The sequence below is a fragment of the Salmonella sp. SG203 genome (assembly GCF_013350575.1).
Taxonomy (GTDB): domain Bacteria; phylum Pseudomonadota; class Gammaproteobacteria; order Enterobacterales; family Enterobacteriaceae; genus Salmonella; species Salmonella enterica.
The window spans coordinates 16,102-42,364 of the sequence record NZ_SNMT01000003.1 but is presented as its reverse complement, the minus strand read 5'-3'; the positions used below and the strand labels follow the sequence as shown (position 1 = coordinate 42,364).

Below are 26,263 nucleotides of genomic sequence, written 5' to 3'. Positions count from 1 at the left end.
TAAACCCCCTCACCCAAAGGTGAGGGGCCTCCGTTATTATGCGTGTTCTTCTTGATTATCTACAGGTAGCGTAACTTCATTAACGGCGAAAACATCAATAGCGCCGTTATTGTTGTGCCCTACAGAACTCGTGGAAGGGGAATCATTAATATCATCCTCGGTCTTTCCTCTTGCATTCATTGCGTTCACAATATCCGCCGAGGAGTGATCGACTGAGAATGTTTTCTCCTTAATCAGGAAATCATTGTCTTTATCAATGAATTTCACGTCCATAGTATATTCACCATCTTCCAAAGATAGCGGAACTTCGAATATTGCTTTCTGGTTAGTTATCGGCAGAGTAAACTCTTCTCCTTCAAACATAATACTGACATTAACAATATTCTCAGGTACTGATATTTCAAAAGAAGGTGTCTGACTAATTGAACGATCTATTTCATCCCCAGAGTCAGCGTTTAACAATGTAATACTATAGGCTGTCTCCTTCACCACGCTTTCTTCCGCCGCAGACGGCACTGTACGAAGATGCGTAGCGCTTTCGGCATTCACTGTTTCAGACTCCGGTGGAGTAACCGCTGTTGCCGTGGCGTCATCGCTCGCATCGTCATGCTGGCTATCCGCTGTTACCGTCACCGTTGAGTCAACCGTCACCGCTAGCGAAGCAGATTGCTGTGAATTCCCCGCGCGATCCACCACCGTCACGCTCAGCGTGTAGGTACCATCATTCCAGGCGGCTGGCGGCGTGAAGGTCCAGCCATCCGCGCCTTGCGTCGCCTGATAGGTGTCTGTCACGCCGTTATGCGTCACGTTTACGGTCACCCCGGTCACATCAGCATCAATATGCTGCAGCGTGAACTTAGGCTGGGTGTGATTCGTCACGTTATCGCTGTCTGAAACGCCATTGTCTTCACCTGCTGCCAACGCAATCTCCGGCACCGTCAGCGTACTGTCGATCGTAACGGTAATGGGTAACGAGTTTTTCTGATTACCCGCGGCATCGCTTGCGATTACCGATATCGTATAGGAACCATCAGCTAACGGTGTACCTGGCGTAAAGAACCAAACGCCATCGGCATTTTTTTCAGCATTATATACGGTCCCATTGATATCGACCTGAACGACCACAACATCGCTTTCCAGATTCCCGATAATAAAGGTAGGTTGCTTATCTCGCGTAATATTATCGCCCACCGTACCACTGTCTGAGTCTGGAGATAATGAAATAACGGGAACCTCTTTCATGATATCGAGAGAGACATCATCACTCCGGTTACCAATCGCATCCACACTCGTAATGGTAAACTTCCCTTCCGATGGATACGGGATAGCCATACTCCATTTACCATTATCAGGAACGGTTAACGTATAAGTATTCCCATTACTATCGGTTATTATTAGCTGAGATTTGGCTTCCGCCGTCCCCTGCATAATAATTAGATCGTTGACAATATCTGAATAAGTTACGACCGGAGCGTTTGGTGGCGTTCGATCAATAAATATTTCATGTACCTCTTCCTTACGGTTGCCTGCGTTATCCTCAATACTCAACGTGATATCGTATTTACCTTCCGGAAGCTGATCGGTCGATAATTCCCACTGCCCATTAGCCGCAACGACAGCGGTTGCCAACGTGACCCCTGCCACGATTAATGATACCGTAGCGCCAATTTCCCCCATACCTCTCATGGTAATAGTGGAGCTATTACTCCACCAGTCCGTTTTCGATGATGATTTATTGTCATCAAGCTCGCTGGTAAATACCTGGATATGCGTATCGACCCAAATGGAATACTTTTCCTGATTTACGTTACCAGCACGGTCCGTAGATTTAACAGTGATATCCAGTTGGCCTTCTGTGAAATAAAGCGGGTTCACCGGCATCTGCCAGTGGCCTTTTTCATTAACCCAAACTTCCCCCACATTTAAGCCATTAATGATGATTTCTATTTTGCTATTGGGCTCGGCACTGCCACTAAACAATAAGTTACGCGTCGTGTCCGTTATATATATTTTGCCATCACTACCGGTCATCTCTGCTAACGTTTGTCCACCGATAGAATCAATGGCGACAGGCGTCGTATTAAAGGTATCGATAGTAAAGTTTAGCGTTTTCGAGGTAGCCGTGTTGCCTGCTTTATCGGTGATAACATAATAAATGCTATGGGAACCATCGCCCAACGGTGACTCAGGTCGATAAACTTGATTTCTGTCCGTCACCGTGATCGTATCGACTAACACCCCATCAATGAAAATCTGAACACTCTGGTTCATTTCTCCAGAAATACTAAACGTAGGCCGGGTCTGACTCGTTATACTATCATTACTGAAAATACCGTTATCAGAACCTGCCACCATAGCAGGATTATCGATAAACGTACTGGTATCTATCGTGACGAGTAAGCGAGGCGATTCTGCCGTATTACCTGCCGGGTCTTCGGCAACCACACGGATAGAATATTCACCATCTTTTAACGCATTATCAAACTGGTAGGACCAGGTTCCATCTTCAAGCACAAGCACATTTGCCACGATCTTTTCATCCACATAAATATGGATTGTGGCTCCCGCTTCTGCGGTGCCAACTAACACAGGCTTGTTGTGATTAGTAATCAGATCGTCAAGTGAACCAGAGTTGCTTGCATCTTCAAGGTTGAGCGTTGGGAAGTCGGTTGATGAATCGACATCCACGCTATAATCCTTGCTCACTTCAGTGTTGCCAGCAACGTCAGTAATGCTGAAATGAATATTAAACGTACCATCATCTTGCAGCAGTATCGGCGCGCGCCATGTGCCATCAGCCTCAACCATAACAACGTTGACTAATTTACCATCGACAAAGATGCTGACCTGAGAACCAGCCTCCCCGACACCTGAGACTGACAACGCCCGGTTATTAGAGAGGGCTGGTAATGAATCTTCATCAATGTCAAAGACAGCAATTTGAGAATCGATTGTCACGGTTGTAATCGCAGACTCAACCCGGTTACCAGCAGTATCCGTAGCAACAAATTGCACCTGATACTCGCCGTCGGCGCTATTTGCCGGCATGGTATAGCTAATATTACCTGACGAACTCGCCTCTACTGTGCCTTGTAACACACCATTAATATAAACCTGTACCGTCGCGCCGGGATCGGTCATGGCAACCAGTACCGGAGACTTATTATTGGTAATCAGATCATATTTATCACCGCTATTAGTATCCCGACTTAATGAAATATCGCTGATTTCAATCTGCGTATCATGTTCTATCAGGATATCTTTTTGTTGGCTGTTGCCCGCTTTATCTTCCGATACCACGACAAAGGCATTACTACCTTCACGCAGATCTAATTCTGCGCTCCATCGACCATCATTGCCTACCACCAGGGTAGCAATAACCACCCCCTGCGGACTCCTGATGGTTAAAGTACTTCCGGCTTCGGCAGTACCATCGATGGTGACATGAGATTTATTGGTGATCCAGTCGCCAACTTTGCCACTGTCATCAGCTTCGCGTAATACCACGGTTAACGGCGAAATTACCGTATCCAGTATCACATTCTGCGGACCAAACTCTCTGATATTGCCGGCAACATCTTCAACTTTAAACGTTAATACATAATTACCGTCATTACCCAAAGCAGGTAATACTACGCCCCAGTGTCCTGCGCCTGTCGTATAAGCAATCGCTTTTTCAACGCCATTCACAAAGATAGTGATTTTGCTGTTTGGCTCACTGGTGCCGCCAATCTCCGGCGTCACCGTATTGATATATCCGCCCTCATGCATTCCAGATATATTCCATACCAGTTCAGCAACCTCGGTATCGATAGTGACATCAACGGCGGTGGAACGCAGTTCGCTATTATCGCGAGGGTTGACGATACCCACCTGGACGACATAATGGCCATCTTTCATTTCCGATAACTGGAAAGTATATCGACCCGCTGTATCCGCTGTCGCCTCGCCGACCTTCACGCCATCCACATAAATACTCACAATCGCATTAGGTAACGTGTTCCCAACCAGGGTCGGCGTTTTATTATTCGTGGTAAAGTCTCCTAAGGCACCACTATCGCTCTCCTCGCTGAGCTTTATGGTTGGAGGCGTGACATCAATAACAGGTATTACGACAGGAAAGTCGACCTGCGACGATTCATTACCCGCTTTATCTTTGGCAACAATGCTCACAACATAGGAGCCTGGCGCTAATACTGATGGCGGCGTCCAACTCCATTCGCCATTCGCATTGGCGTTTGCGGAGCCGACCACTTTCCCATCCCACTGAATCATAATCGTCGAGAACGCTTCGGCAAACCCTTTGAACTCAGGACGCAGGCTGGTTGCTTCATGCTGATCATCAATAGATGGATCCGAAAGGCGAATGGTGGGATCGATCGTAACCGTATCGATAGTGAATCTTTCCTGCGTTTGCGCAGTATTTCCCGCGACATCTGTTGCGACGACGTTGATGGTATACATGCCATCCGGCAGTATATTCGGCGTCACACTCCAGTTGCCATCAGCGCCAACCGTAATCGTTTGTTTTAAAACCTCCCGACCTGACTTATCGTCAACAATGGTAATCACCAGTTTCGCATTGGGCTCTGCAGTACCTTCGAATTTGGGATTTTGCTTATTCGTAAGGTTATCGCTATTGGAATTTCCGGTATCAGACGCTGGCTCCATTCTGACACTGACGCTTGTCGTGGTATCAATGGTAAAGGGCAGCTTAGTTTCAGAAGTATTTCCGGCAATATCTCTGAAGACAACAACGGCTTCATATACGCCATCGTTTAACGCAACGGGAACCTGAAATTCCCAGAGGTTATTGCCATTTGCCGTAACCGGATAAGAAACGCCGTTAATTCTGATTACAACAGTATCAATATCGGCGGGTACATTGCCAATAACGAAACGTGGTGTAGTGACACTCGTAATATTATCAACAGCGCTTTCGCCAGTATCATCCGCATCCAGCAAATCAATACTGGGATCAGAAACAATAGTGTCTATTGTGAATGATACCTCTTTGCTAATTTTATTACCTGCGATATCTTCAGCCACTATTTCTATTTTGTAAGTTCCATCCACTAACGGTGTATCAGGGGTAAACAGCCATTTATTACCTGCCCCCTGAGTCAGTGTGCTGGATTTCCCGTTTAAAATTACCGTCACGCTCTGCAGCGGTTCTCTGGCTGAAATTTCAAAACGTGGAGAGGTAATATTCGTAATACCATCCGTAGAATCCTTTCCGGCGTCGTCCAGCATCACGACGCTCAGGCCGTCAATCTGCGTATCCACGGTGAAGCCCAGCGTGGAATTTGCCGTATTCCCTGCCCGATCCGTCGCCTGGACATGGAGAGTATAATGACCATCAGGCAATGCGCTACCTGCAGTAAATTCCCACTGCCCGGCCGCATTTTTACTGATGGGCGTCCAGTTTACGCCATCGAAAGAAACCAGCACCGATGTCACATCATCAGGCGTTGCAATTTCAAAAGAGGGACGGGTAGCATTGGTGACATTATCGTGATCGTTGACGCCGCTATCTGTTGTTAACGTAACACTGTCAATCTGAACCTGCGTGTCGATTTCAATCCGCAGTTCGGCCGATGTTTTGGTATTACCAGCAATATCCGTTACGGTAACAGAGATCGTATGCTGACCGTCAGACAGCGGTTGATCCGGCGTAAAGGTTAAATTCCCCCCTGTGTTTTCAATGGTGTAATCCCGACCATCAATATGAACCACAATGTGTGATACATCATTATCGACATTACCGATAATAAACACCGGTTTGTTAATCCTGGTAAGATTATCATTAGTATCATCACCAGTATCATGGGTGGGATCGAGTACAATTGTCGGCTCTCGCAGAGTCGTATCAATCGTAAACTGCAGCGTTTCTTGCGCAACGTTGCCGGCGATATCAGTCACATCAACCAAGAGAGTGTGTTGCCCATCAGGTAATGCCGAACCGACATTAAATATCCAGCGGCCATCCCCTCCTTTTGTGAGTTCAATCCAATTAGCGGCGTTATCGATTTTAACGCGCACATGGGTAATATCATCAGCGGTAACAATACTAAACTGCGGCTTGTCGACTTTGGTAATGTTATCTACATCGCTATCACCGCTATCTGTAACCAACGTGACGCTTTCAATTTCAGCCGTCGTATCTATCACAACAGGTAATGGTTTCGATGTCGCGGTATTTCCGGCCTTATCTTCAACCGTAACGGTAATATTATAAGAACCATCCGGAATGGCATTGCCTGGTGTAAATTGCCAACCAGCCCCAACCTTAATCGCGTTATAATCATGACCATCAATCGTCACCACGACTTTGATAACATCGGGGTCAACATTACCAATCGTAAAGGTGGGTCGTGAAATATTAGTAATATTATCGGCGGTATTCGCTCCGGTATCTTGTCCTGCGTCTAAAGCAATAGTAGGAACCTGTATATTAGTATCGATATTAAATACTAAATCTTTATTCGCAATATTACCTGCCTCATCCGTGGCCTCTACGCGAAGGGTATATGTGCCGTCAACCAGAGTATTCGGGCTGTCAAAAATCCACTGTCCGTCGGCATTTTTACGTATCACATTCCAGTTAGCGCCACCATCCAGGGTTACGCGTACCTGGACGACATCACCGGGAACGTCAATTCTGAATGACGGTTTGGCAACATTCGTTAATTGATCATTCTGCACGCCAGTATCATTAAGCAATACGATATTGTTAATGGTTGTCGTGGTATCAATACGCACCTCTAACGGCGCAGACTCTTTTACATTCCCCGCCAGATCTTCCACCACAACGGCTAACTGATATGAGCCATCAGCCCAGCTCGCAGAAGGCGTAAAGCGCCATTGACCATTGGTGAATACCGCCGCTTCCTCGTGCGTTTTACCGTTGTAAGTTACTTTGACCATCACGCGCGTAACGTCAGAATCAACCTGGCGTATGTCGAACACAGGCCGATCGTGATTGGTGAGGCGATCGCCAACAGTACCGCTATCTTCGCCAGCTGCCAGTTCAATCACCGGCGTAGTCAACGTACCGTCTATCGTCACCTTTAAAGGCGCGGATGTTTGCTGGTTGCCTGCCACATCTGTTACCGTCACGGTGAATGTGTAGCTACCGTCCGCCAAAGCAGAATCTGGTCGATAACGCCAGCCGTCGGCTGATTCGGTGAGTACCACCGTTTTAAACGTACCGTTATGCTCAATACTCAATTCCACGTGTCGAACATCTTTATCGATACTCCCCAACACAAATATCGGCTGAGTGACGCTGGTCAGATTATCGTTCTTATTCTGTCCGGTATCCTGATCGGGCGCCAGCTCAATGGTTGGCGTCAACAACGTGATGTCGATAGTGAAATCGAGCGTCCCCGTCATCTTATTACCCGCACCGTCAGTCACTTCCACGATCAGGGTATGCTGTCCCTCTGGCATATCCGTCGGCCAGGTGTAATCCCAAATGCCAGCCGTCGAACTCTTGATTGCAGTAACCCAGGTCGTGCCGCCGTCAATACTCAGAAGAACCTTTTCCACATCATCCGGTACCGAGATCTGGAACTGCGGACGCACATGTTTTGTCACATTATCGCCAGGGACGCCGCTATCGTTGACTAATTCAATATGATCAATGGCTATTTGCGTATCCACTGTCACCGTCAGCGGCGTAGACGGACGCGTATTTCCCGCCCGATCCTCCACTGTCACCGTCAGCGTATAATCACCGTCGCCCCACGGCGCTGGCGGTGTAAAGCTCCATCCTCCAGCCCCCTGTGTCGCAGTAAACGAGGTTGTCGTTCCATTATGCGTGACGCTGACTGTAACGTTGATAACATCCGAATCGATATTCTGCAGAATAAAGGTCGGTCGGGTGCGATTGGTCATATCATCGCCAGGCGTACCGGTATCATCCGTGCTATCCAGCGCAATGGTCGGCGTCGACAACCGGGTGTCGATGAAAAATTCAAGCGTTTGCGTCGCCGTATTGCCCGCTCTGTCGGTGACCATGACGGTTAGGGTGTGTTTTCCATCGCCCATATCCGTTGGCCAGGTATAGCCCCAGACGCCTTCGATACCCTGCGCCGCGCTCACCCAGTTTGCGCCCCCATCAATGCTCAGTTGCACAGAATTCACATCCGCCGGCACCGTGATCTCAAACTGCGGACGGGTGCTATTAGTTAGATTGTCATCAGGCACGCCATGATCATTGACCAATGTAATATCAGTAATGCTGGTTTGCGTGTCCACCGTCACCACCAGCGGTGTGGACTGGCGAACATTCCCCGCGTTATCCTGGACTTCTACCGTTAGCGTATAGCTACCGTCCGCCCAGTCAGCATCTGGCGTAAAGCGCCACTGTCCTCCAACCTGGGTTAGTGTCACTTCCTGGCTATTGCCGCCCTGTGTGATCCGCAAAATGACCGAGTGCGCATCGGCGTCAATATTGCCAATGGTAAAGCCCGGTCTTTTGACGCTCGTAATATGATCGCCAATGGCACCTGTATCGTCCCTGCTATCCATAGCGATGGTAGGCGTTGACAGCCGGGTATCAATGGTAAAATCGAGCGTCTGCGTCGTCTTATTTCCCGCCTTATCGGTCGCTTCTACCGTCAGGGTATGTAGCCCGTCGGTCACATCTTTCGGCCAGGTGTAATCCCAGGTCCCTGCCGTGCCCTGTGTTGCACGAACCCACGTATTACCGCCGTCGATACTCAGACGTACCTCGTTGACATCCCCTGGCACCGTGACACGGAAGTGTGGACGAACGTCATTGGTCAGGTTGTCGCCGGGAATACCGTTATCATTAACCAGTTCAATAACATCGATGGTGATTTGGGTATCAACCGTGACCGTCAGCGGCGCTGAGTATTTTACGTTCCCCGCATCATCCTCCACCCTCACCGTCAGCGTATAGTCGCCATCTGCCCATGTGCCGGTCGGTGTCACGCTCCAGATGCCGGTCGCGCCTTTGGTGGCCGTCAGCACTTCTTTCGTGCCGCCATGCTGCACCTCAACCGTGACATACCGCGCGTCTGCGTCAATATTGCCCAGTATAAACGTCGGCTTATTCGCGTTGGTCAGGTTATCGCCTTTTGTTCCGCTGTCGTCCGTGCTGTCCAGCACGATAGTCGGTTCTGACAGTAGGGTATCGATGATGAAGTCCAGTTGCTGCGTCGTCTGGTTTCCCGCCTTGTCGGTCGCCTCCACTGTCAGGGTATGCTTCCCCTCTCCCACATCAGCCAGCCAGGTATAATCCCAGACGCCCGGCGTCGCGCTCTGAGTAGCGTTGAACCACGTCTTGCCGCCGTCAATGCTCAGGCGCACCACGTTGACATCCGTCGGTACCGTCACCTGGAAGTGCGGACGCACGTTATTAGTCAGATTATCGTCGGGAATACCGCTGTCATTGACCAGTTCAATGTTATTAATGGCGATTTGCGTGTCCACCGTCACCGTCAACGATGCAGAATGGCTGGTGTTCCCCGCTTTATCTTCGACTGACACACTCAGGGTATAATCACCATCCGCCCACGCCCCTGTCGGCGTAAAGCTCCATCCGCCTGTGCCTTTCGTGGCGTCAAATGTGGTGGTGACGCCGCCATGCTCTACGCTGACCGTAACGCGAACGGCATCATCATCAATATGCTGCAGGGCAAATGTCGGCTGGGTGCTATTGGTCATGTTATCGCCCTGGACACCGGTATCGTCCGCGCTATTCAGTACGATGACCGGCACTGACAGCGTGGTATCAATAGTGAAGTGGAGTGTCTCCGTCACCGTATTACCCGCATTGTCAGTCGCTTTCACATTCAGCGTATAGTCGCCATCCGGCACGGTGCCCGGCCAGGTATAATTCCAGACGCCCGGCGTCGCGCTCTGTGTCGCCTTAACCCAGGTCACGCCACCGTCAATGCTCAGACTGACTTCGTTAACGTCCCCCGGTACCGTCACGCGGAACTGCGGATGGGCGTCGTTAGTCATATTGTCGCCGGGAATACCGTTATCATTAACCAGTTCAATAACATCAATGGTGATTTGGGTATCAACAGTGACCGTCAGCGACGCTGAGTGTTTTTCGTTCCCCGCCTCATCTTCCACCCTCACTGTCAGCGTATAGTCGCCATCTGCCCATGTGCCGGTCGGTGTCACGCTCCAGTTGCCGGTCGCGTCTTTGGTGGCCGTCAGCACCTCTTTCGTGCCGCCATGCTGTACCTCAACCGTGACATACCGCGCGTCTGCGTCAATATTGCCCAGTAAAAACGTCGGCTTATTCGCGTTGGTCAGGTTATCGCCTTTTGTTCCGCTGTCGTCCGTGCTGTCCAGCACGATAGTCGGTTCTGACAGTAGGGTATCGATGATGAAGTCCAGTTTCTGCGTCGTTTTGTTTCCCGCCTTGTCGGTCGCCTCCACTGTCAGGGTATGCTTCCCCTCTCCCACATCAGCCAGCCAGGTATAATCCCAGACGCCCGGCGTCGCGCTCTGGGTAGCGTTGAACCACGTCTTGCCGCCGTCAATGCTCAGGCGCACCACGTTGACATCCGTCGGTACCGTCACCTGGAAGTGCGGACGCACGTTATTAGTCAGATTATCGTTGGGAATACCGCTGTCATTGACCAGTTCAATATGGTCAATGGCGATTTGCGTATCGATGGTGACCGTCAACGGCGCTGAGTGGCGAATATTACCCGCCTCATCTTTCACCGTTACCGTCAGCGTATAGTCGCCATCAGTCCACGCGCTGCCGGGTACAAAACGCCACTGCCCGTTAGTCTGCGTCAGCTCCACCTCCTCGCTGTGACCATCGCGCATCACCTGCACGACGACCTGAGTCACGTCAGAATCAATACCGCCGATAATAAAACCCGGCGTTTTAACGTTAGTCTTATTATCGTTGGCGGTGCCGCTATCATCTGCGCTATCCAGCGTGATGGTCGGTGTCGACAATGTGGTATCAATGATAAAATTGAGCGTTTCCGTCGCCGTGTTGCCTGCAACATCGGTTGCTTTCACTGTCAGGGTATACGTATTTTCGACCAGATCTGTCGGCCATATATACTCCCAAACGCCGTCAGACGTCAGCGTTGCGTTAACCCAGTTGATGCCGCCATCAAGACTCAGTTGCACAGAGTTCACGTCCGTCGGTACCGTAATATGAAACTGTGGACGTGCTTCATTGGTCAGGTTATCCCCGACAATACCCGTGTCATTAAGAAGCTCAATGCGATCAATAGACGTTTGCGTATCGATAGTCACCGTCAGCGGCGCAGAATAATTTGTATTACCCGCCTTATCTTCTACCTTTACCGTCAGCGTATAGTCGCCATCGGTCCAGGCTGCGCCCGGCGTAAAGCGCCACACACCGCCGTTCTTAATCAACTCTATCTGTTGGTTCTTACCATCATGCGCCACCGTCACCACCACTTTGGTCACGTCGGCGTCGATATTACCGAGGGTAAAGCCTGGCATCTTAACGTTGGTGATGTTATCGCCAGCGGCGCTATCATCCGCGCTGTCCAGGGTAATCGTCGGTTCTGACAGAATGGTATCGATGGTGAAGTCCAGTTTCTGCGTCGTTTTGTTTCCCGCCTTGTCGGACGCTTCCACCATCAGGGTGTGAGGGCCGTTAGCCACATTCGTCAGCCAGGTGTAATCCCAGACGCCCGACGTCGCGCTCTGCGTGGCGTCAAACCACGTTTTGCCGCCATCAATGCTCAGTCTTACACCGTTAACATCCGCCGGTACTGTCACCTGAAAGTGCGGGCGCGCTTCATTGGTCAGATTATCGTCGGGGATACCGCTGTCGTTAACCAGTTCAATACGGTCAATGGCGATATGCGTGTCTACTGTCACCGTCAACGGCGCGGACTGCTTCACATTTCCGGCCCTATCTTCTACCTTCACCGTCAGGATATAGTCGCCGTCCGCCCAGTCGCTGGTCGGCGCAAAGCGCCACTGTCCGCCGGTCTGAACCAGTGGCACCTCCTGTTTAATGCCATTGTGCATTACCTCCACTATCACCCGGCTGACATCGGTATCAATATTGTTGAGGGTAAAGCCCGGCGTTTTAACATTGGTGATATTATCGCCCGCGATGCCGCTGTCATCTGCGCTGTCCAGCGAGAGGGTCGGCACAGACAGAGTGGTATCGATGGTGAAATCGAGCGTCTGTGTTGCCTTATTTCCCGCCTCATCGGTCGCTTCTACCGTCAGGGTATGGGAGCCATCGGTCACATCATCCGGCCAGATATATTCCCAAACCCCGGCTGCCTTCTGCGCCGCTGTTACCCACGTCTTGCCGCCGTCAATGCTCAGGCGCACCACGTTGACATCCGTCGGTACCGTCACCTGGAAGTGCGGACGCACGTTATTCGTCAGATTATCGTCGGGAATACCGCTGTCATTGACCAGTTCAATGTTATTAATGGCGATTTGCGTGTCCACCGTCACCGTCAGCGATGCAGAATGACTGGTGTTCCCCGCTTTATCTTCGACTGACACACTCAGGGTATAATCCCCATCCGTCCAGGATGCTGTCGGCGTAAAGGTCCATCCGCCTGTGCCTTTCGTGGCGTCAAATGTGGTGGTGACGCCGCCATGCTCCACGCTGACCGTAACGCGAACGGCATCATCATCAATATGCTGCAGGGCAAATGTCGGCTGGGTGCGATTCGTCATGTTATCGCCCTGGACACCGGTATCGTCCGCGCTATTCAGTACGATGACCGGCACTGACAGCGTGGTATCCACCGCGAAATCGATGGTCTTCGTCACTGTATTGCCTGCTTTATCAGTCGCTTCCACCGTTAGCGTGTATTGACCATCTGCCAGGTCTGTCGGCCAGATATACTCCCAGCTTCCTGCCACGCCCGGGGTTGCCTGAACCCACGAATTACCACCGTCAATGCTCAGACGGACTTCATTGACATCCGTAGGTACCGTCACACGAAAGTGGGGACGGTCGTCGTTGGTCATATTATCGCCTTTCACGCCGCTATCGTTGACCAGTTCCACCCCATCAATGGCGATTTGGGTATCGATAACGACCGTCAGCGGCGCTGAATAGCTGGTATTTCCTGCCTTATCTTCTACTTTCACCGTTAACGTGTAGCTGCCATCCGCCCACGTATTCCCTGGTGTAAATAACCAACTACCATTGAGGTGGGAAAGTTCGATCTCTTCGCTCACGCCATTGTGCATCACCTGTACGACGACCCGATGCGCATCGGCATCAACACCGGAAATAGCAAAACCTGGCTTATTGATATTGGTCAGGTTATCGCCTGTCACCCCCGTATCATCCTTAGAAAGCAGGGAAATCACCGGCGTTGATACTGTGGTATCGATAGTAAAATCGAATACCGCGCTGTTCGCTTTATTACCCGCAATGTCCTCAACCTTGACATAAACCTGATGCAAGCCTTCCGTTAAATCTGAAGTAAAGGTATAGGCCCATGAACCATCAGGTTGTTGCGTGGCAACACCGATCTGCGTATCAGACATGGCATCCCATACCTGAACACTGATAATGTCCGGATCAATATCTTTTAGGTGCAAGGTAGGTTTAACGATATTCGTTAAATTATCATCTGCAATTCCCGAATCTGAATCCGGGCTCAATGAAACTATCGGTATTGAAATAGCAGTATCGACGCTAATTAAGAAAGGATCCGAATGGGCAATGTTGCCAGCGATATCTTCAACTGAAGCGGTTATTCTATGATCGCCATCAACCAAACCTTGATCGGCTTTCAGGGTATACTCCCATCTGCCATCTTTATTTGTTCTGACCTCAGCGATCAGTGCGCCATCAACATAGAGTTTAACCGTTGAATAGGGTGCAGCGGTCCCTGTCAGTGCAGGATTCTTTTCATTAATAATATGGTCTGTATTATCAACCCCCGTATCGTTGACCAACTCTATTGTTGGTTTTTGCGTTTGCGTTACGATTTGGAAATTATACGCTGATGAGGAGGCAGTATTACCGGCAATATCTTCTACTTTTACCGTTACGTCATGCGAGCCATCGGATAACGCTGTGGTAAATTGAAAATTCCATACACCATCATCGCCAGCAATAGCCTCACCACTTAACACACCGTCAACATAGATGGAAACCTTAGCATTAGCTTCAGCCATCCCGGTAAACAACGGCGTATTAATTTTAGTAATCATATCGCCTTTAACGCCAGAGTCAGCGCTATCATGCAACATAACAGTAGGGATCGGCGTAAAGCTATCAATGGTAAGCTGATAATCTACAGATGACGTTCTTCCTAAAGGATCGATGGATTCAACCGTAATCTTATAAACATTGTCAGACAGATTTCGGGAAATATCAAAATTCCAGTTACCGTCTGCATCCGCAGTCGTCACGCCTATCGTTTTACCATCGATAAGGATATTTACGGTAGCAAACCTATCCGCTGTTCCCAGTAATGTCAGAGCATTATGTTTATTGGTAATCCAGTCGCCTTTTGCACCGGAGTCATCACTGGCATCGAGTTCCGCTTTTGGAGGTACAACTTCAGTTTGAATAGTAAAAGAATATTTAACAGTAGAGGATTTATTACCGGCGGCATCCTGAGAAATGATTTCAATATCATAGGCGCCCTGAAGAAATTTATTACTAAACTGATAATTCCAGGTCCCGTTTGAATCAACCTCAATGCTGTCATATAATTTACCATCTCGCATCAATAAGATGGTAGACTTTGGCTCTGCCGTACCGACTAAAGCCGGTAAATCATTCCCTGATAAAATTATACCATTCGGCAAAACAACATAATCTTCCAAAGAAACCGTCGGAGGTAGAGGGGCAATAGTATCAATAACGTAACTAAAGGAAAAATCCTTTTTGTTGCCAGCGACATCTTCAACAGTGAACGTAAGATTGTTAATCCCTTCCACTGAGTCTGAAGTGAAATTGAACGTCCATTCGCCCTTGTCATTCGCTTTAAAAATAACCTCTTCGCCAGTCTCACTATTTATGACACTGATAATAGCATTTGGCTCAGTTTTACCTGTAAAGGTTGGGCGAGTATTGTTAGTAACGTTATCTCCGACAATACCGCTATCATCAGTCGTTTCAATCTCAGCGCTGAAATAGCTGATACGTGTATCAATAGTAAAAGGCAGATTTGCCGTCGCTGAGGTATGCCCGGCAATATCAGTAGCAGTTGCTGTTATATTGTATTCGCCATCCTTGAGCGGCGTAGTAAGCGTATAGCTCCATGTCCCATCTTTAGCAACAATGACCTCACCAAGATGTTTAAGTCCAAGATAAATAGAGACTGTAGAACCGGGTTCCGCCACACCAATAAATGTTGGCAGGGTGCTATTTGTAATGTTGTCATTTTTAATGCCGGAATCACTACTATCATCCAGCTCAATCGTCGGCTTTTCCGGAGGAATGGTGTCGGTTATGATACTATCCGTCGTTTCGTTTTTATTACCTGCTTTATCTACAGCAACGACTTTTATACTATTTTCGCCCTCAGATAATTCATTATCCTTAAATTCATAACTCCAGTTTCCATCTTTATCGACATCAACGCTGGCAACCAGTTTATTATCTACATAAATGTCAACCTTAGCATTCTCTTCCGCCGTACCAACAATTGAAGGCGTCAAGGTCGGCGTTAAGCCCTTATGACCGGACACACTACTTTCAGGCGAAAGTTCAAATGTTGGCTTATCGGTAACGGAATCGATAGTAATGACAAGTTTGGCGCTACCGCTTCCATCAGCAGTCTTGGCCTCTGCCTCCAGATTGTATGTTCCATCAGTCAATGTTTCAGGCGCTGTGAAGGTGAAGTTACCCAAACTATCCGCTACAGCTTGGCCGACAGCAATACCATTAATTTTAATAATGACCGTGGCATTGGGAGCAGTGCTACCTACAAACTGAGGTTTGGTAAAATTAGTTATACTATCATCTTTGCTACCGCTGTTACTCTCGGCCGCAAGCGCTAATGTGACTTTAAGTGGCTCTTTAACAGACTCGGCATCGAGCTTATTTTCCTCATTTTTACTGCTATTACTTTTGCCAGTGCTGGTATTTTTATTAATAGGTTGAGGAAGAACCTTTTCAGCATCGTTCTGTTTAGAAGCCTGCGTTGCTTTAGCCTGTGTATTTTGCTGGGAAGCATCGCTTTGCTGAGCCAGATTGTCTTTTGCTACATTGTCAGCCAAAAATTCCTGCAGCATTTCTTCCATTTGCTTTGACGAGTTCTGTACTTCAAACGCTTCATTGAGCGCTTTTTCTGCAGCCTCCTTAGCTTTCTCTGCTTCTTCCTTCGCCTTATCAGCTTCTTTCTTTGCGTTTTCAGCATCGTCAAGCTGCTTTTTTAATTCCTCTTCTTCCTTCTTATTTCGTCGTTTGCCATTACCTTTCTTTTCTACCTGAGCAGAATCAACCAATGAGCTGTCAATTCTCTCTAGTTGAATATCTTTTAAATCTACACTGCCCAGAATTTTAGCGCCAGTAATAGTCTTATCTTTAAATTTAACAGCGAGGTTATTGCCTTTGATACTTGAATAAAGAGCGCCATTGACAATGATCACTGAACCACGCGGCGTGGTAATGTTCATGTCTGGCCCGGAAAGAGAAACTTTTGCGCCTTTGGCATTACCCAAAGAAGATAAATCAATTACAGAGTTTTGATCGGCAAAAAACTTTTGTATGCTTTTATTTCCCATAATATTATATTCACTCTCAAGGTGTATCTAATCGTTTAGTATTAACTGGTTCTGAAAAGGCTTTATCCACGCCTTTCATCAAGGGAGATAACAGGTATTCCATAATGCTGTGTTTTCCGGTAATTACACTGGCGTCAACAGTCATACCTGGTTTTAACCACCGTAAATCATCTTCATTAACATCGAATGCAATAATTACTTTATAATAACGCTGAATTGTTCCTCCGGTATTTTCCTCATAGGAATCAGGGCTAATATTATCGATAGTCGCATTATACGATTTTATCTTTGGTTGGATAATTGACTGCACATCCAGTTTAACGGCTTCATCTACATATATTTGGTCACGGTATTTGGGTAATATTTTCACATCGGCCAGCATAGTCCTTACTTTTGGTTTTATTTCAAAAAGTAAGTCCGCCGCCTGAATCACACCACCATGAGTAGTGGCACTTTTATTGATTTTATAAATTACACCGTCAACCGGTGAATAGATATCCTCCTCATTTATCTGCTTCTCTATTACTTTTAATGTAGAGTTAACAACTTCAAGTTCCTGAAGATTTTTAGATATTATTTTAGATAAAGATAGTCGCAATTCATTATTAAGCGCCTCAATATCATTAACAACCAACTCAATATCATCTTTTTTTAAAGTGATGCTACTTTCAATATCATTAATTTCAGACTTAACTTTTATATACGCCTGTTTCTTGTTAAGAAAATTGGTATATGGGCTAATTCCTTTTTTTACCAGTGGGGAAAGAATATTTATTTCTTCGGCAAGCAATGCGAGTTCTTTTTCTTTCGAACTCAGCTTCTCTTGTAATCCGCTAATCTCAGAATCAAGAGAGGTTTTTTTTAACTCTTTAGCTCTTATCTGACTATGCACTAATTCAATATTCGCTTTTACCTCTTTATTACTTAAAGAACGGGTGCCATCCAGGGTAATCAACCCACTCTCATTTTCTTTATCAAGAATGAAAGATATTTCGTTAACATCTTTATCCAGATACCCTTTTTGAGTTCTATACCTTTGATATTCTTTTTGCAGATCAAGGTTAACGACCTTTGCAAGGAGTTCTCCTTTTTTTACAGTATCACCCTCGGCTACATAAATATCTTGTATCGTCCCTCCTTTAGAAAGAGATATTAACTGAGCATTATCTTTAGTAGTGATAACGCCCTGACCATGAACCACTGAATTAATTTCTATAAAGTAGGTAAGGATAATAATTAAGATCGTCAAAGAAATAATTATCATCATGAGATGATCGCTTTGTCTTCTATTCATTTCATTACATTTAACTCACTTTCAGTATTTCCTTTTAAATAATCCATTAAATGAAAAATCAATGAGAGTTGCTGTAGCTTTAAAATATACAGGCTATATTTGCTGTCGATCATGCTTACATATGCCTGAAATGCTTCATTACGGCTTGAAATTAAATCAAGCAAACTTTTTTGCCCTAACTGAAACTCCTGCTCATATAATTCAGTAAGCTGTAACGCGTTTGTATGTGAACGTTCCGCCACTGAGTAAGTCTCTTTTGCAGCGGCGTATCTTGAAAGTTGTGAATCAATGTTATAACGCGTTTTAATCAAAAAATCGTCAATTTGCAGCTTAGCCTGCGAGTAACTTGCCACCATTTTTCTTTCCTGGGCTGAATTTCTGAACCCATTAAAAATGTTGAAACTGACATTGATACCCGTTTTAAATTCATCTTCATAATCACTTTTTTTGGCACTACCGCTCGGGTTATTCTGTACATAGCTGGAAACAAGATCTACAGTCGGAAAATAGGATGATTTTGCGGCATTAATATCTTCGGTCGCGGCTTTTCGGGTATTGACAAGCATCTTATAGTCATCGTTGTATTTCATCACCATGTCCATAAGTTTTTCAGGGCTTTCGACAAAGATATATTTTTTGAAGAGGTTGAATTTTTCATCGCTTTGAATCTGATCTGGTGATAAATTCAGACCAGTCATATTCTGCATTTTATACATTTCATCATCCAACATCGACTGATACATAATGCTTCTGGTATTTAATGCATCGATAGATACTTGTACTTTACGCATATCAGATTGCATCGCTACACCGGAAGATACCAGCAACGAAAAAGTTTCCAGCATCTTTTTATAAAACTCTTTCTCCAGATTTACGCCATCAATCATTTCACGATATTTACTGATGTTGTAATAGGTTGTCACAACCTCCTGAGACACTATATTCTTTGTTTTTTCATAGTCAGTTTTACTATTATCTCTTTCATATTCAGATTTCCTGATATTAGCCCCCCTCACTCCAAAATCCGTTATTCGGTATGATAAAGACACCTTATTTTCAACGTTCCTCTCGGTACCTGATGACTCTTTCCTGTTATTATTAAGGCCAGATGTTAGATCCAGGGTAGGATAAAGTGCTGCCCGTGAAAGATCTAAGTCACTGTTTTTCTTTTCAGTCTCATAATATGAAACAGCAACAGAGGGCTGATGCGTTAATGCGGCATTAACTAAATCTCTTAGAGGAATGACCGGAAGCTCGCTGGCGTATGTGCTTTGTGTAATAAAAGCAGTCGTCAGAAAAAACATCTTAATCTTCATTTTTTTCCTCCTTGTTTAACAAACGTTGCTTTACTATTTCCTGATGCATAGATGTTATTTTTTCCATTAATGGCATATAGGTATCACGGTAGCTAACCATTTCAGCACTAATCTCTTTAGTATTGGCAATAATCTTTTTATCAGTAGCCGATAGATCGGATAGCGCTAAATGAACATTATTCATATCCTCATCCATTTCTTTTCTCAGCCCATCGAGAGTATGAGAAATATCGGCACTGCCAGCGGCAATATCGTTTATGGTCTTACCATGTGAAAGAGATTCCTGATAGCATTTATCAACTGATGCCATTATTGAATCATTCTTTTTGTCTATAATATTTTGTATTGTACTCATTGCCTCCAGTCGTGCATTATTATCAGCAAGCAGGGTATTACCTTCAGATAAACGAGAGGTAATTGTTATTACACCGTCAACTAATTTTTTGGTATTTTCGTTATTGCTTACCAGATAACCATCAATCAGCGTAGAAAGTTGCTCTAGTTTTGCTGAGTTATCCAATAGTCGGTTTTGCAAAGTGACAAAGCTATCTGATAGCATCTCTCGTTTCTTTTCTTCATCCTGCGTCCGTAAATTTTCAACTGACAGATAGTTATCAAAAAACGCTTTAAACAACTCTTTAAATTCTACAAGCGTCTCTGATTCAACCCGCAGGCTTCGTTGTTTATTATTGGATCTGTTGCTTATGATTTTTAATTTTTTGATTTCCGTAGAAACAAGGGAATAGGAGCTGCGAACAAAAACACTTTGTGAGGTCAGGAGTATGGCGCAAACAACACCATAGATAGAAGATACAAATGCGGTATTCATCCCTTTCAATGGTTCAGAAAGCGACGCTACCATTGTCACGATCATATTGAGTGTATTACTTGCATTATCACCGCCAACATCTGATGGCGAGCTCAATAAGTTCCCGATTGAACCAATCGTAATAGACAGACCCGCAAACGTCCCCAACAGGCCAACAAGCGTCGACACATTGCTACAGCTCATAATAAATGACAATCGTTGATTACGGGCGGTAGACACATTGTCATCTAATTCCATCAGCAAATTGAAATCACACTGTTTGGGTTCCCCGGCAAACAAAACCTGATTGAGGTTAGAAAGAATGCTATTTTTTCTACTGGCGTCCTGAGCTATTAATATGTCTTTTGCTGAAATATTTTTAAGAATAGTGAATAATGCACACAAAGAACCTGTAATATAAATGGCAATAATGACTCCATTGTAAATTGCAGAAACCATGAAGTTATCAAAAACATACTCTCTTATACCGGGAAAAGATAAAGCGAAAAAAGGGAGTATGGCAAGGAAAAAACAGATAAACAAATAGCGGTAATGATTTATATATTTCACTCTGACACCTTTTTATTAATAGTCGTGATAATAGCTTTACTCGTTGTACTTGATGCTGCGGAGTTAACACTCATGTCAATAACTACATCAGGATATATTTTCTTAATCTCTTTCATTAAAATAATTCCCCGTTCATATCCCAGTCGTAAAGAGTCAGAGAAAGAGATGTCTGCCTGAGGAATAACCATTTCTATCAATAAATTACTATTAGTTTTGTCTTCTAACCAAGCCTTTATTTTATGAGTATCCTCTTCTGAAAAGCTTCTCAGCCTGCCATGATACGTAATAACAAGCTCATTTTTTGTAGACGTTATATCAGTTTTCTGACCATCGGCGATATCGTATACTCCAACCTCCTTACCTGACATTGTAGTCATTCCGTCCGACACATCTTGAGTATTCACTTCCTTATTAACTATTTCATTAGGATTTGAATCGTCATTGGCTCCGCTATTTTGAGCAGTAGATTTAGTCTTATTCTCTATATTTGCTTTATAAACTTTAATTGAGTTGTCATACATAATAATCATATTATTAAGTGCAAACACCAACATAAGAAATATAAAAATGCACAATACCGTAGAGAATGTATCAACAAAACTAGGCCACGGATTACTTTCGTCTTCCATGTTGTCTCCTGATATTACATTGTGAATAAAATGTTTTTGTGGATTAGAAAGGATAAAGGATGCTCAACTTATTCAGAAAGTGAACGCTACCGCCCTTGGCTTCCTGCTACCAATACGCTTTATAGAGTTCAGTTTTCTTACATCTCGTAATCAGAAAAATAAAAACAACGACGCCATTTTTATGCGCCCACAACAAAGATGAGTGCTTTAATTAAAAACACTCTTCATTTTTTTAATTAGGTAGACATCAATTATTGCACTAACTATATCTTCCCCAATAATAGGTATCGCATAAGCTCTCAACTCATAAATAAAAAATAGTCATCAGCAAATTAAAACCACCCGCCGATAAATAGATTTGTTAGCTAATCATTGAAACTCTAAATCATTTTAAGGACATATTTCTTTTTAATACGCGTTATAACCATACGTATTTAATAAATTTGCCTCCAGAGGATAAAATTAATTTTCACAATTAAAACATAGGGTCATAGGGACTTCAATATAACTTAAATCATTAAAAATATAATAAGTGGGGAGTAAAAAATCAGAATTGCGTAAAAACACACACAAATAAAACCATTTTTTATATAAAGCCAGCTATAAGTAACAACTTTATCTTCAGCAATTAAAAATAAAGCAAGATGCACATATCATATTTGAGCTCATCACAAGCTAAAGCAAACATTTAATTAACCATTGATAATACCGACCATTCTCTAACGTTATTTTATAATATCTTTTTGTTGTCAAAAAATAGCTATAAATTATATATTTTGCAGATGAGTTTTCTCTTTCATATTTAAGACAATCCGGGTTATTGCAGTACATTTATGAACTTCGGCTGGATAATGATGTGCCGAGGCGAGTCGGCCAGAGGCGATAAGCGACATTTTTCCGTGAGATATGCGCTTCTCTTTTTTGAAAGGGATACTAAGAGCCTATCCCATTAGGGCTATTTTACTTGCCATTTTGGTCCTGGGCAGTGCTCGCCAAAACGCGTTAGCGTTTTGAACGCCGCTTGCGGCGGCCCGAAGGGCGAGCGTAGCGAGTCAAACTTCACGTACTACGTGTACGCTCCGGTTTTTGCGCGCTGTCCGTGTCCAAACTGGCTGCGCCAATAACGCCTGGTGGGATAGGCTCTAAGACAATAATACCAGGTAAGAAAATGCCTGGTTTACACCAGGCATTTCAGCAGACGAGAACTATAGCGAAAATGCAAATAACGCTTTGAGTTTTTTACCAAAAATCAGAATGGAATGTCGTCGTCAAAATCCATTGGCGGTTCGTTAGACGGCGCTGGCGCGGATTGCTGTGGACGCGACTGCGCGCCGCCGCTGAACTGGTTGCCGCCCTGCGGCTGCTGAGGTTGTTGTGGCTGACCCCAACCCCCCTGCTGCTGACCGCCTGCCGGTGCGCCGCCGCCCTGGCGACCACCCAGCATCTGCATCACGCCGCCGATCTGCGGAACGTTAATTTCAGTCGTATAGCGTTCCTGGCCACTCTGATCGGTCCACTTGCGGGTACGCAATTGACCTTCGATATACACCTGAGAACCTTTACGCAGATATTCGCCGGCCACTTCCGCCAGTTTGCCGAACATCACCACCCGGTGCCATTCAGTCTGCTCTTTCATTTCGCCGGTCTGCTTATCGCGCCAGGATTCAGAAGTAGCCAGCGTTAAGTTGGCGACAGCGCCGCCACTCGGCATATAGCGTACTTCCGGGTCCTGGCCCAGATTACCAACGAGAATCACCTTGTTTACGCCTCTGCTGGCCATAATTGAGTCTCCTGAATACGTTTCATAAATAGTGTAAACGCGTGAGTGTACCATTTCCACGTAGCATTTTAATAGCTGCGATGCAGGTTCCAGGTCACTCGCGCGAACCTCATATTGTTGCATACTTTAGCTGAAGATGCATTCCAATACTGTATATTCAAACAGGTTAAATTGTGTCATAATTAGCCGTTTCTGCCGTTTGTCCTTCAAACAAACCAGGCATCCGAGTCTCTACCGGGAAAGGTGAATGGATAAGATCGAAGTTCGGGGCGCCCGCACCCATAATCTCAAAAATATTAACCTCGTCATCCCCCGCGACAAACTGATTGTCGTGACCGGGCTTTCGGGTTCAGGCAAATCCTCACTGGCTTTCGACACTCTGTATGCCGAAGGGCAGCGTCGTTACGTTGAATCGCTCTCCGCTTACGCGCGGCAGTTTTTGTCGCTCATGGAAAAACCGGATGTCGACCATATTGAGGGGCTATCGCCCGCGATCTCAATTGAACAGAAATCGACATCGCACAACCCGCGCTCTACGGTGGGTACTATTACCGAGATCCACGACTACCTGCGCCTGCTGTTTGCCCGCGTGGGCGAGCCGCGTTGTCCGGATCATGACGTGCCGCTGGCGGCGCAAACCGTTAGCCAGATGGTCGATAACGTGCTGTCACAGCCGGAAGGCAAACGTCTGATGCTGCTCGCGCCGATTATTAAAGAGCGTAAAGGCGAACACACCAAAACGCTGGAAAATCTGGCAAGCCAGGGTTACATTCGCGCCCGTATTGACGGCGAAGTTTGCGATCTCTCCGATCCGCCGAAGCTGGAGCTGCAAAAGAAACATACCATTGAGGTGGTGATCGATCGCTTCAAAGTTCGCAACGATCTTTCCCAACGCCTGGCGGAGTCGTTCGAAACGGCGCTGGAATTATCCGGCGGCACGGCGGTTGTTGCCGATATGGACGATGAGAAAGCGGAGGAGCTTCTGTTCTCCGCCAATTTTGCCTGTCCGATTTGCGGCTACAGTATGCGCGAACTGGAACCGCGTCTGTTCTCGTTCAACAACCCGGCAGGCGCCTGCCCGACCTGTGACGGGCTCGGCGTTCAGCAATATTTCGATCCGGACCGCGTGATCCAGAATCCCGACCTGTCGCTGGCAGGCGGCGCGATTCGTGGTTGGGATCGTCGCAATTTTTATTACTTTCAAATGCTCAAGTCGCTGGCGGAACACTATAAGTTCGACGTGGATGCGCCGTGGGCAAGCCTCAGCGCCAACGTACATAAAGTCGTGCTGTACGGTTCCGGCAAAGAGAACATTGAATTTAAATATATGAACGATCGCGGCGATACCTCCGTGCGCCGCCATCCGTTCGAAGGCGTGCTGCATAATATGGAGCGCCGTTATAAAGAGACGGAATCCAGCGCGGTGCGCGAAGAGCTGGCGAAGTTCATCAGTAATCGCCCCTGCGCCAGCTGTGAAGGAACGCGACTGAATCGCGAAGCGCGCCATGTATTTGTGGAAAATACGCCGCTGCCTGCTATTTCCGATATGAGCATTGGCCATGCGATGGATTTTTTCACTAATCTCAAGCTTTCCGGGCAACGAGCGAAAATCGCCGAAAAAGTGCTAAAAGAGATCGGCGATCGCCTCAAGTTTCTGGTGAACGTCGGCCTGAACTATCTCACGCTCTCCCGCTCGGCAGAGACGCTTTCCGGCGGCGAAGCCCAGCGTATTCGTCTGGCGAGCCAGATAGGCGCCGGGTTAGTCGGCGTGATGTATGTGCTGGATGAACCGTCCATCGGTCTGCACCAGCGCGATAACGAACGGCTGCTGGGTACGCTGATTCATCTGCGCAATCTTGGCAATACCGTGATTGTGGTGGAACACGATGAAGACGCCATCCGCGCCGCCGACCATGTGATTGATATTGGCCCCGGCGCGGGCGTTCACGGCGGCGAGGTGGTGGCGGAAGGCCCGCTGGAAGCCATTATGGCGGTACCGGAATCGCTGACCGGCCAGTACATGAGCGGTAAACGCAAAATTGAAGTGCCGAAACAACGCGTGCCGGCAAATCCAGAAAAAGTGCTCAAACTCACCGGCGCGCGCGGCAACAACCTGAAAGATGTGACCCTTACGCTACCGGTAGGGCTGTTTACCTGTATCACCGGCGTCTCGGGTTCCGGTAAATCGACGCTGATTAACGACACGCTGTTCCCCATCGCCCAGCGTCAGTTAAACGGGGCGACTATCGCCGAACCGGCGCCGTATCGGGATATTCAGGGGCTGGAACATTTCGATAAAGTGATCGATATCGACCAGAGCCCAATCGGGCGCACCCCGCGTTCCAACCCGGCGACCTATACGGGCGTCTTTACCCCGGTTCGCGAGCTTTTTGCTGGCGTGCCGGAGTCTCGCTCGCGCGGCTACACGCCAGGGCGATTCAGCTTCAACGTGCGCGGCGGTCGCTGCGAAGCGTGCCAGGGCGATGGCGTCATTAAAGTCGAAATGCACTTTCTGCCGGATATTTACGTGCCGTGCGACCAGTGCAAAGGCAAGCGCTATAACCGGGAAACGCTGGAGATTAAGTACAAAGGCAAGACCATCCACGAAGTACTGGATATGACCATTGAAGAAGCGCGTGAGTTCTTTGATGCGGTTCCGGCGCTGGCGCGTAAGCTGCAGACGCTGATGGACGTGGGGCTGACCTATATCCGTCTTGGTCAGTCGGCGACAACGCTTTCCGGCGGCGAGGCCCAGCGCGTGAAGCTGGCGCGCGAACTGTCGAAGCGCGGCACCGGGCAGACGCTGTATATTCTCGACGAGCCAACCACCGGCCTGCACTTTGCCGATATTCAGCAGTTGCTTGACGTTCTGCATCAGTTGCGCGATCAGGGCAACACCATCGTGGTGATCGAACACAACCTGGACGTCATTAAAACGGCGGACTGGATTGTCGACCTCGGCCCGGAAGGCGGCAGCGGCGGCGGCGAAATTCTCGTCGCCGGTACGCCGGAAACTGTGGCGGAGTGCGAGGCGTCGCATACTGCCCGCTTCCTTAAACCTATGCTCAAATAACCTTCACGCCGCTTTCCGATTCGCCGGGAAGCGGCATCATTTTTCCTCATCCCACCTCATTGTATCCGTGTTGAGCATTT

General features: G+C 46.9%; 7 protein-coding genes. 1 reads left to right on the top strand and 6 read right to left on the bottom strand.

Translation table 11 applies throughout. The features are described 5' to 3' along the window. Nucleotides 1-36 precede the first annotated feature (36 nt). The 6 genes from siiE to ssb1 all read right to left on the bottom strand — a co-directional run bounded on the left by siiE (nt 37) and on the right by ssb1 (nt 23,110). A complete protein-coding gene (gene siiE / locus HV477_RS06215; RefSeq protein WP_114063879.1) occupies nt 37-16,713 on the bottom strand; it encodes a non-fimbrial adhesin SiiE in 16,677 nt (5,558 codons plus the stop codon). Nucleotides 16,714-16,729: 16 nt separating this feature from the next. Next, on the bottom strand, nt 16,730-18,007 hold the full coding sequence (siiD, locus tag HV477_RS06210) for an SPI-4 type I secretion system protein SiiD (protein WP_001081935.1): 1,278 nt from the start codon (nt 18,005-18,007) through the stop codon (nt 16,730-16,732). Beyond that, nucleotides 18,004-19,323 carry an SPI-4 type I secretion system protein SiiC gene (gene siiC, locus HV477_RS06205; protein ID WP_001670706.1) on the bottom strand — a complete coding sequence of 440 codons (1,320 nt, stop codon included), beginning with the start codon at nt 19,321-19,323 and terminating at the stop codon, nt 18,004-18,006. The genes siiD and siiC overlap by 4 nt, the downstream gene beginning before the upstream one ends. Further along, complete coding sequence (locus tag HV477_RS06200) at nt 19,313-20,701, bottom strand: MotA/TolQ/ExbB proton channel family protein (RefSeq protein WP_001749446.1); 1,389 nt, start codon at nt 20,699-20,701, stop codon at nt 19,313-19,315. Before HV477_RS06200 ends, siiC begins: the two co-directional genes overlap by 11 nt. After that, on the bottom strand, nt 20,698-21,330 hold the full coding sequence (siiA, locus tag HV477_RS06195; protein WP_000389232.1) for an SPI-4 type I secretion system auxiliary protein SiiA: 633 nt from the start codon (nt 21,328-21,330) through the stop codon (nt 20,698-20,700). The genes HV477_RS06200 and siiA overlap by 4 nt, the downstream gene beginning before the upstream one ends. A 1,249-nt stretch (nt 21,331-22,579) precedes the next feature. Further along, a complete protein-coding gene (ssb1, locus tag HV477_RS06190) occupies nt 22,580-23,110 on the bottom strand; it encodes a single-stranded DNA-binding protein SSB1 (protein WP_000168322.1) in 531 nt (176 codons plus the stop codon). A 247-nt stretch (nt 23,111-23,357) separates the two neighbouring features. On the opposite strand from ssb1, the gene uvrA reads away from it, so the two are divergent. Further along, the gene (uvrA, locus tag HV477_RS06185; RefSeq protein WP_000357724.1) at nt 23,358-26,183 is read left to right on the top strand and encodes an excinuclease ABC subunit UvrA; all 2,826 of its coding nucleotides are present in this window, start codon (nt 23,358-23,360) and stop codon (nt 26,181-26,183) included. Nucleotides 26,184-26,263 lie beyond the last annotated feature (80 nt).

What these genes read in the sequence shown, in the direction of transcription:
- siiE (WP_114063879.1), bottom strand. Translation starts at nt 16,713, where the DNA reads ATGGGAAATAAAAGCATACAAAAGTTTTTTGCCGATCAAAACTCTGTA.
- siiD (WP_001081935.1), bottom strand. Translation starts at nt 18,007, where the DNA reads ATGAATAGAAGACAAAGCGATCATCTCATGATGATAATTATTTCTTTG.
- siiC (WP_001670706.1), bottom strand. Translation starts at nt 19,323, where the DNA reads ATGAAGATTAAGATGTTTTTTCTGACGACTGCTTTTATTACACAAAGC.
- siiA (WP_000389232.1), bottom strand. Translation starts at nt 21,330, where the DNA reads ATGGAAGACGAAAGTAATCCGTGGCCTAGTTTTGTTGATACATTCTCT.
- ssb1 (WP_000168322.1), bottom strand. Translation starts at nt 23,110, where the DNA reads ATGGCCAGCAGAGGCGTAAACAAGGTGATTCTCGTTGGTAATCTGGGC.
- uvrA (WP_000357724.1), top strand. Translation starts at nt 23,358, where the DNA reads ATGGATAAGATCGAAGTTCGGGGCGCCCGCACCCATAATCTCAAAAAT.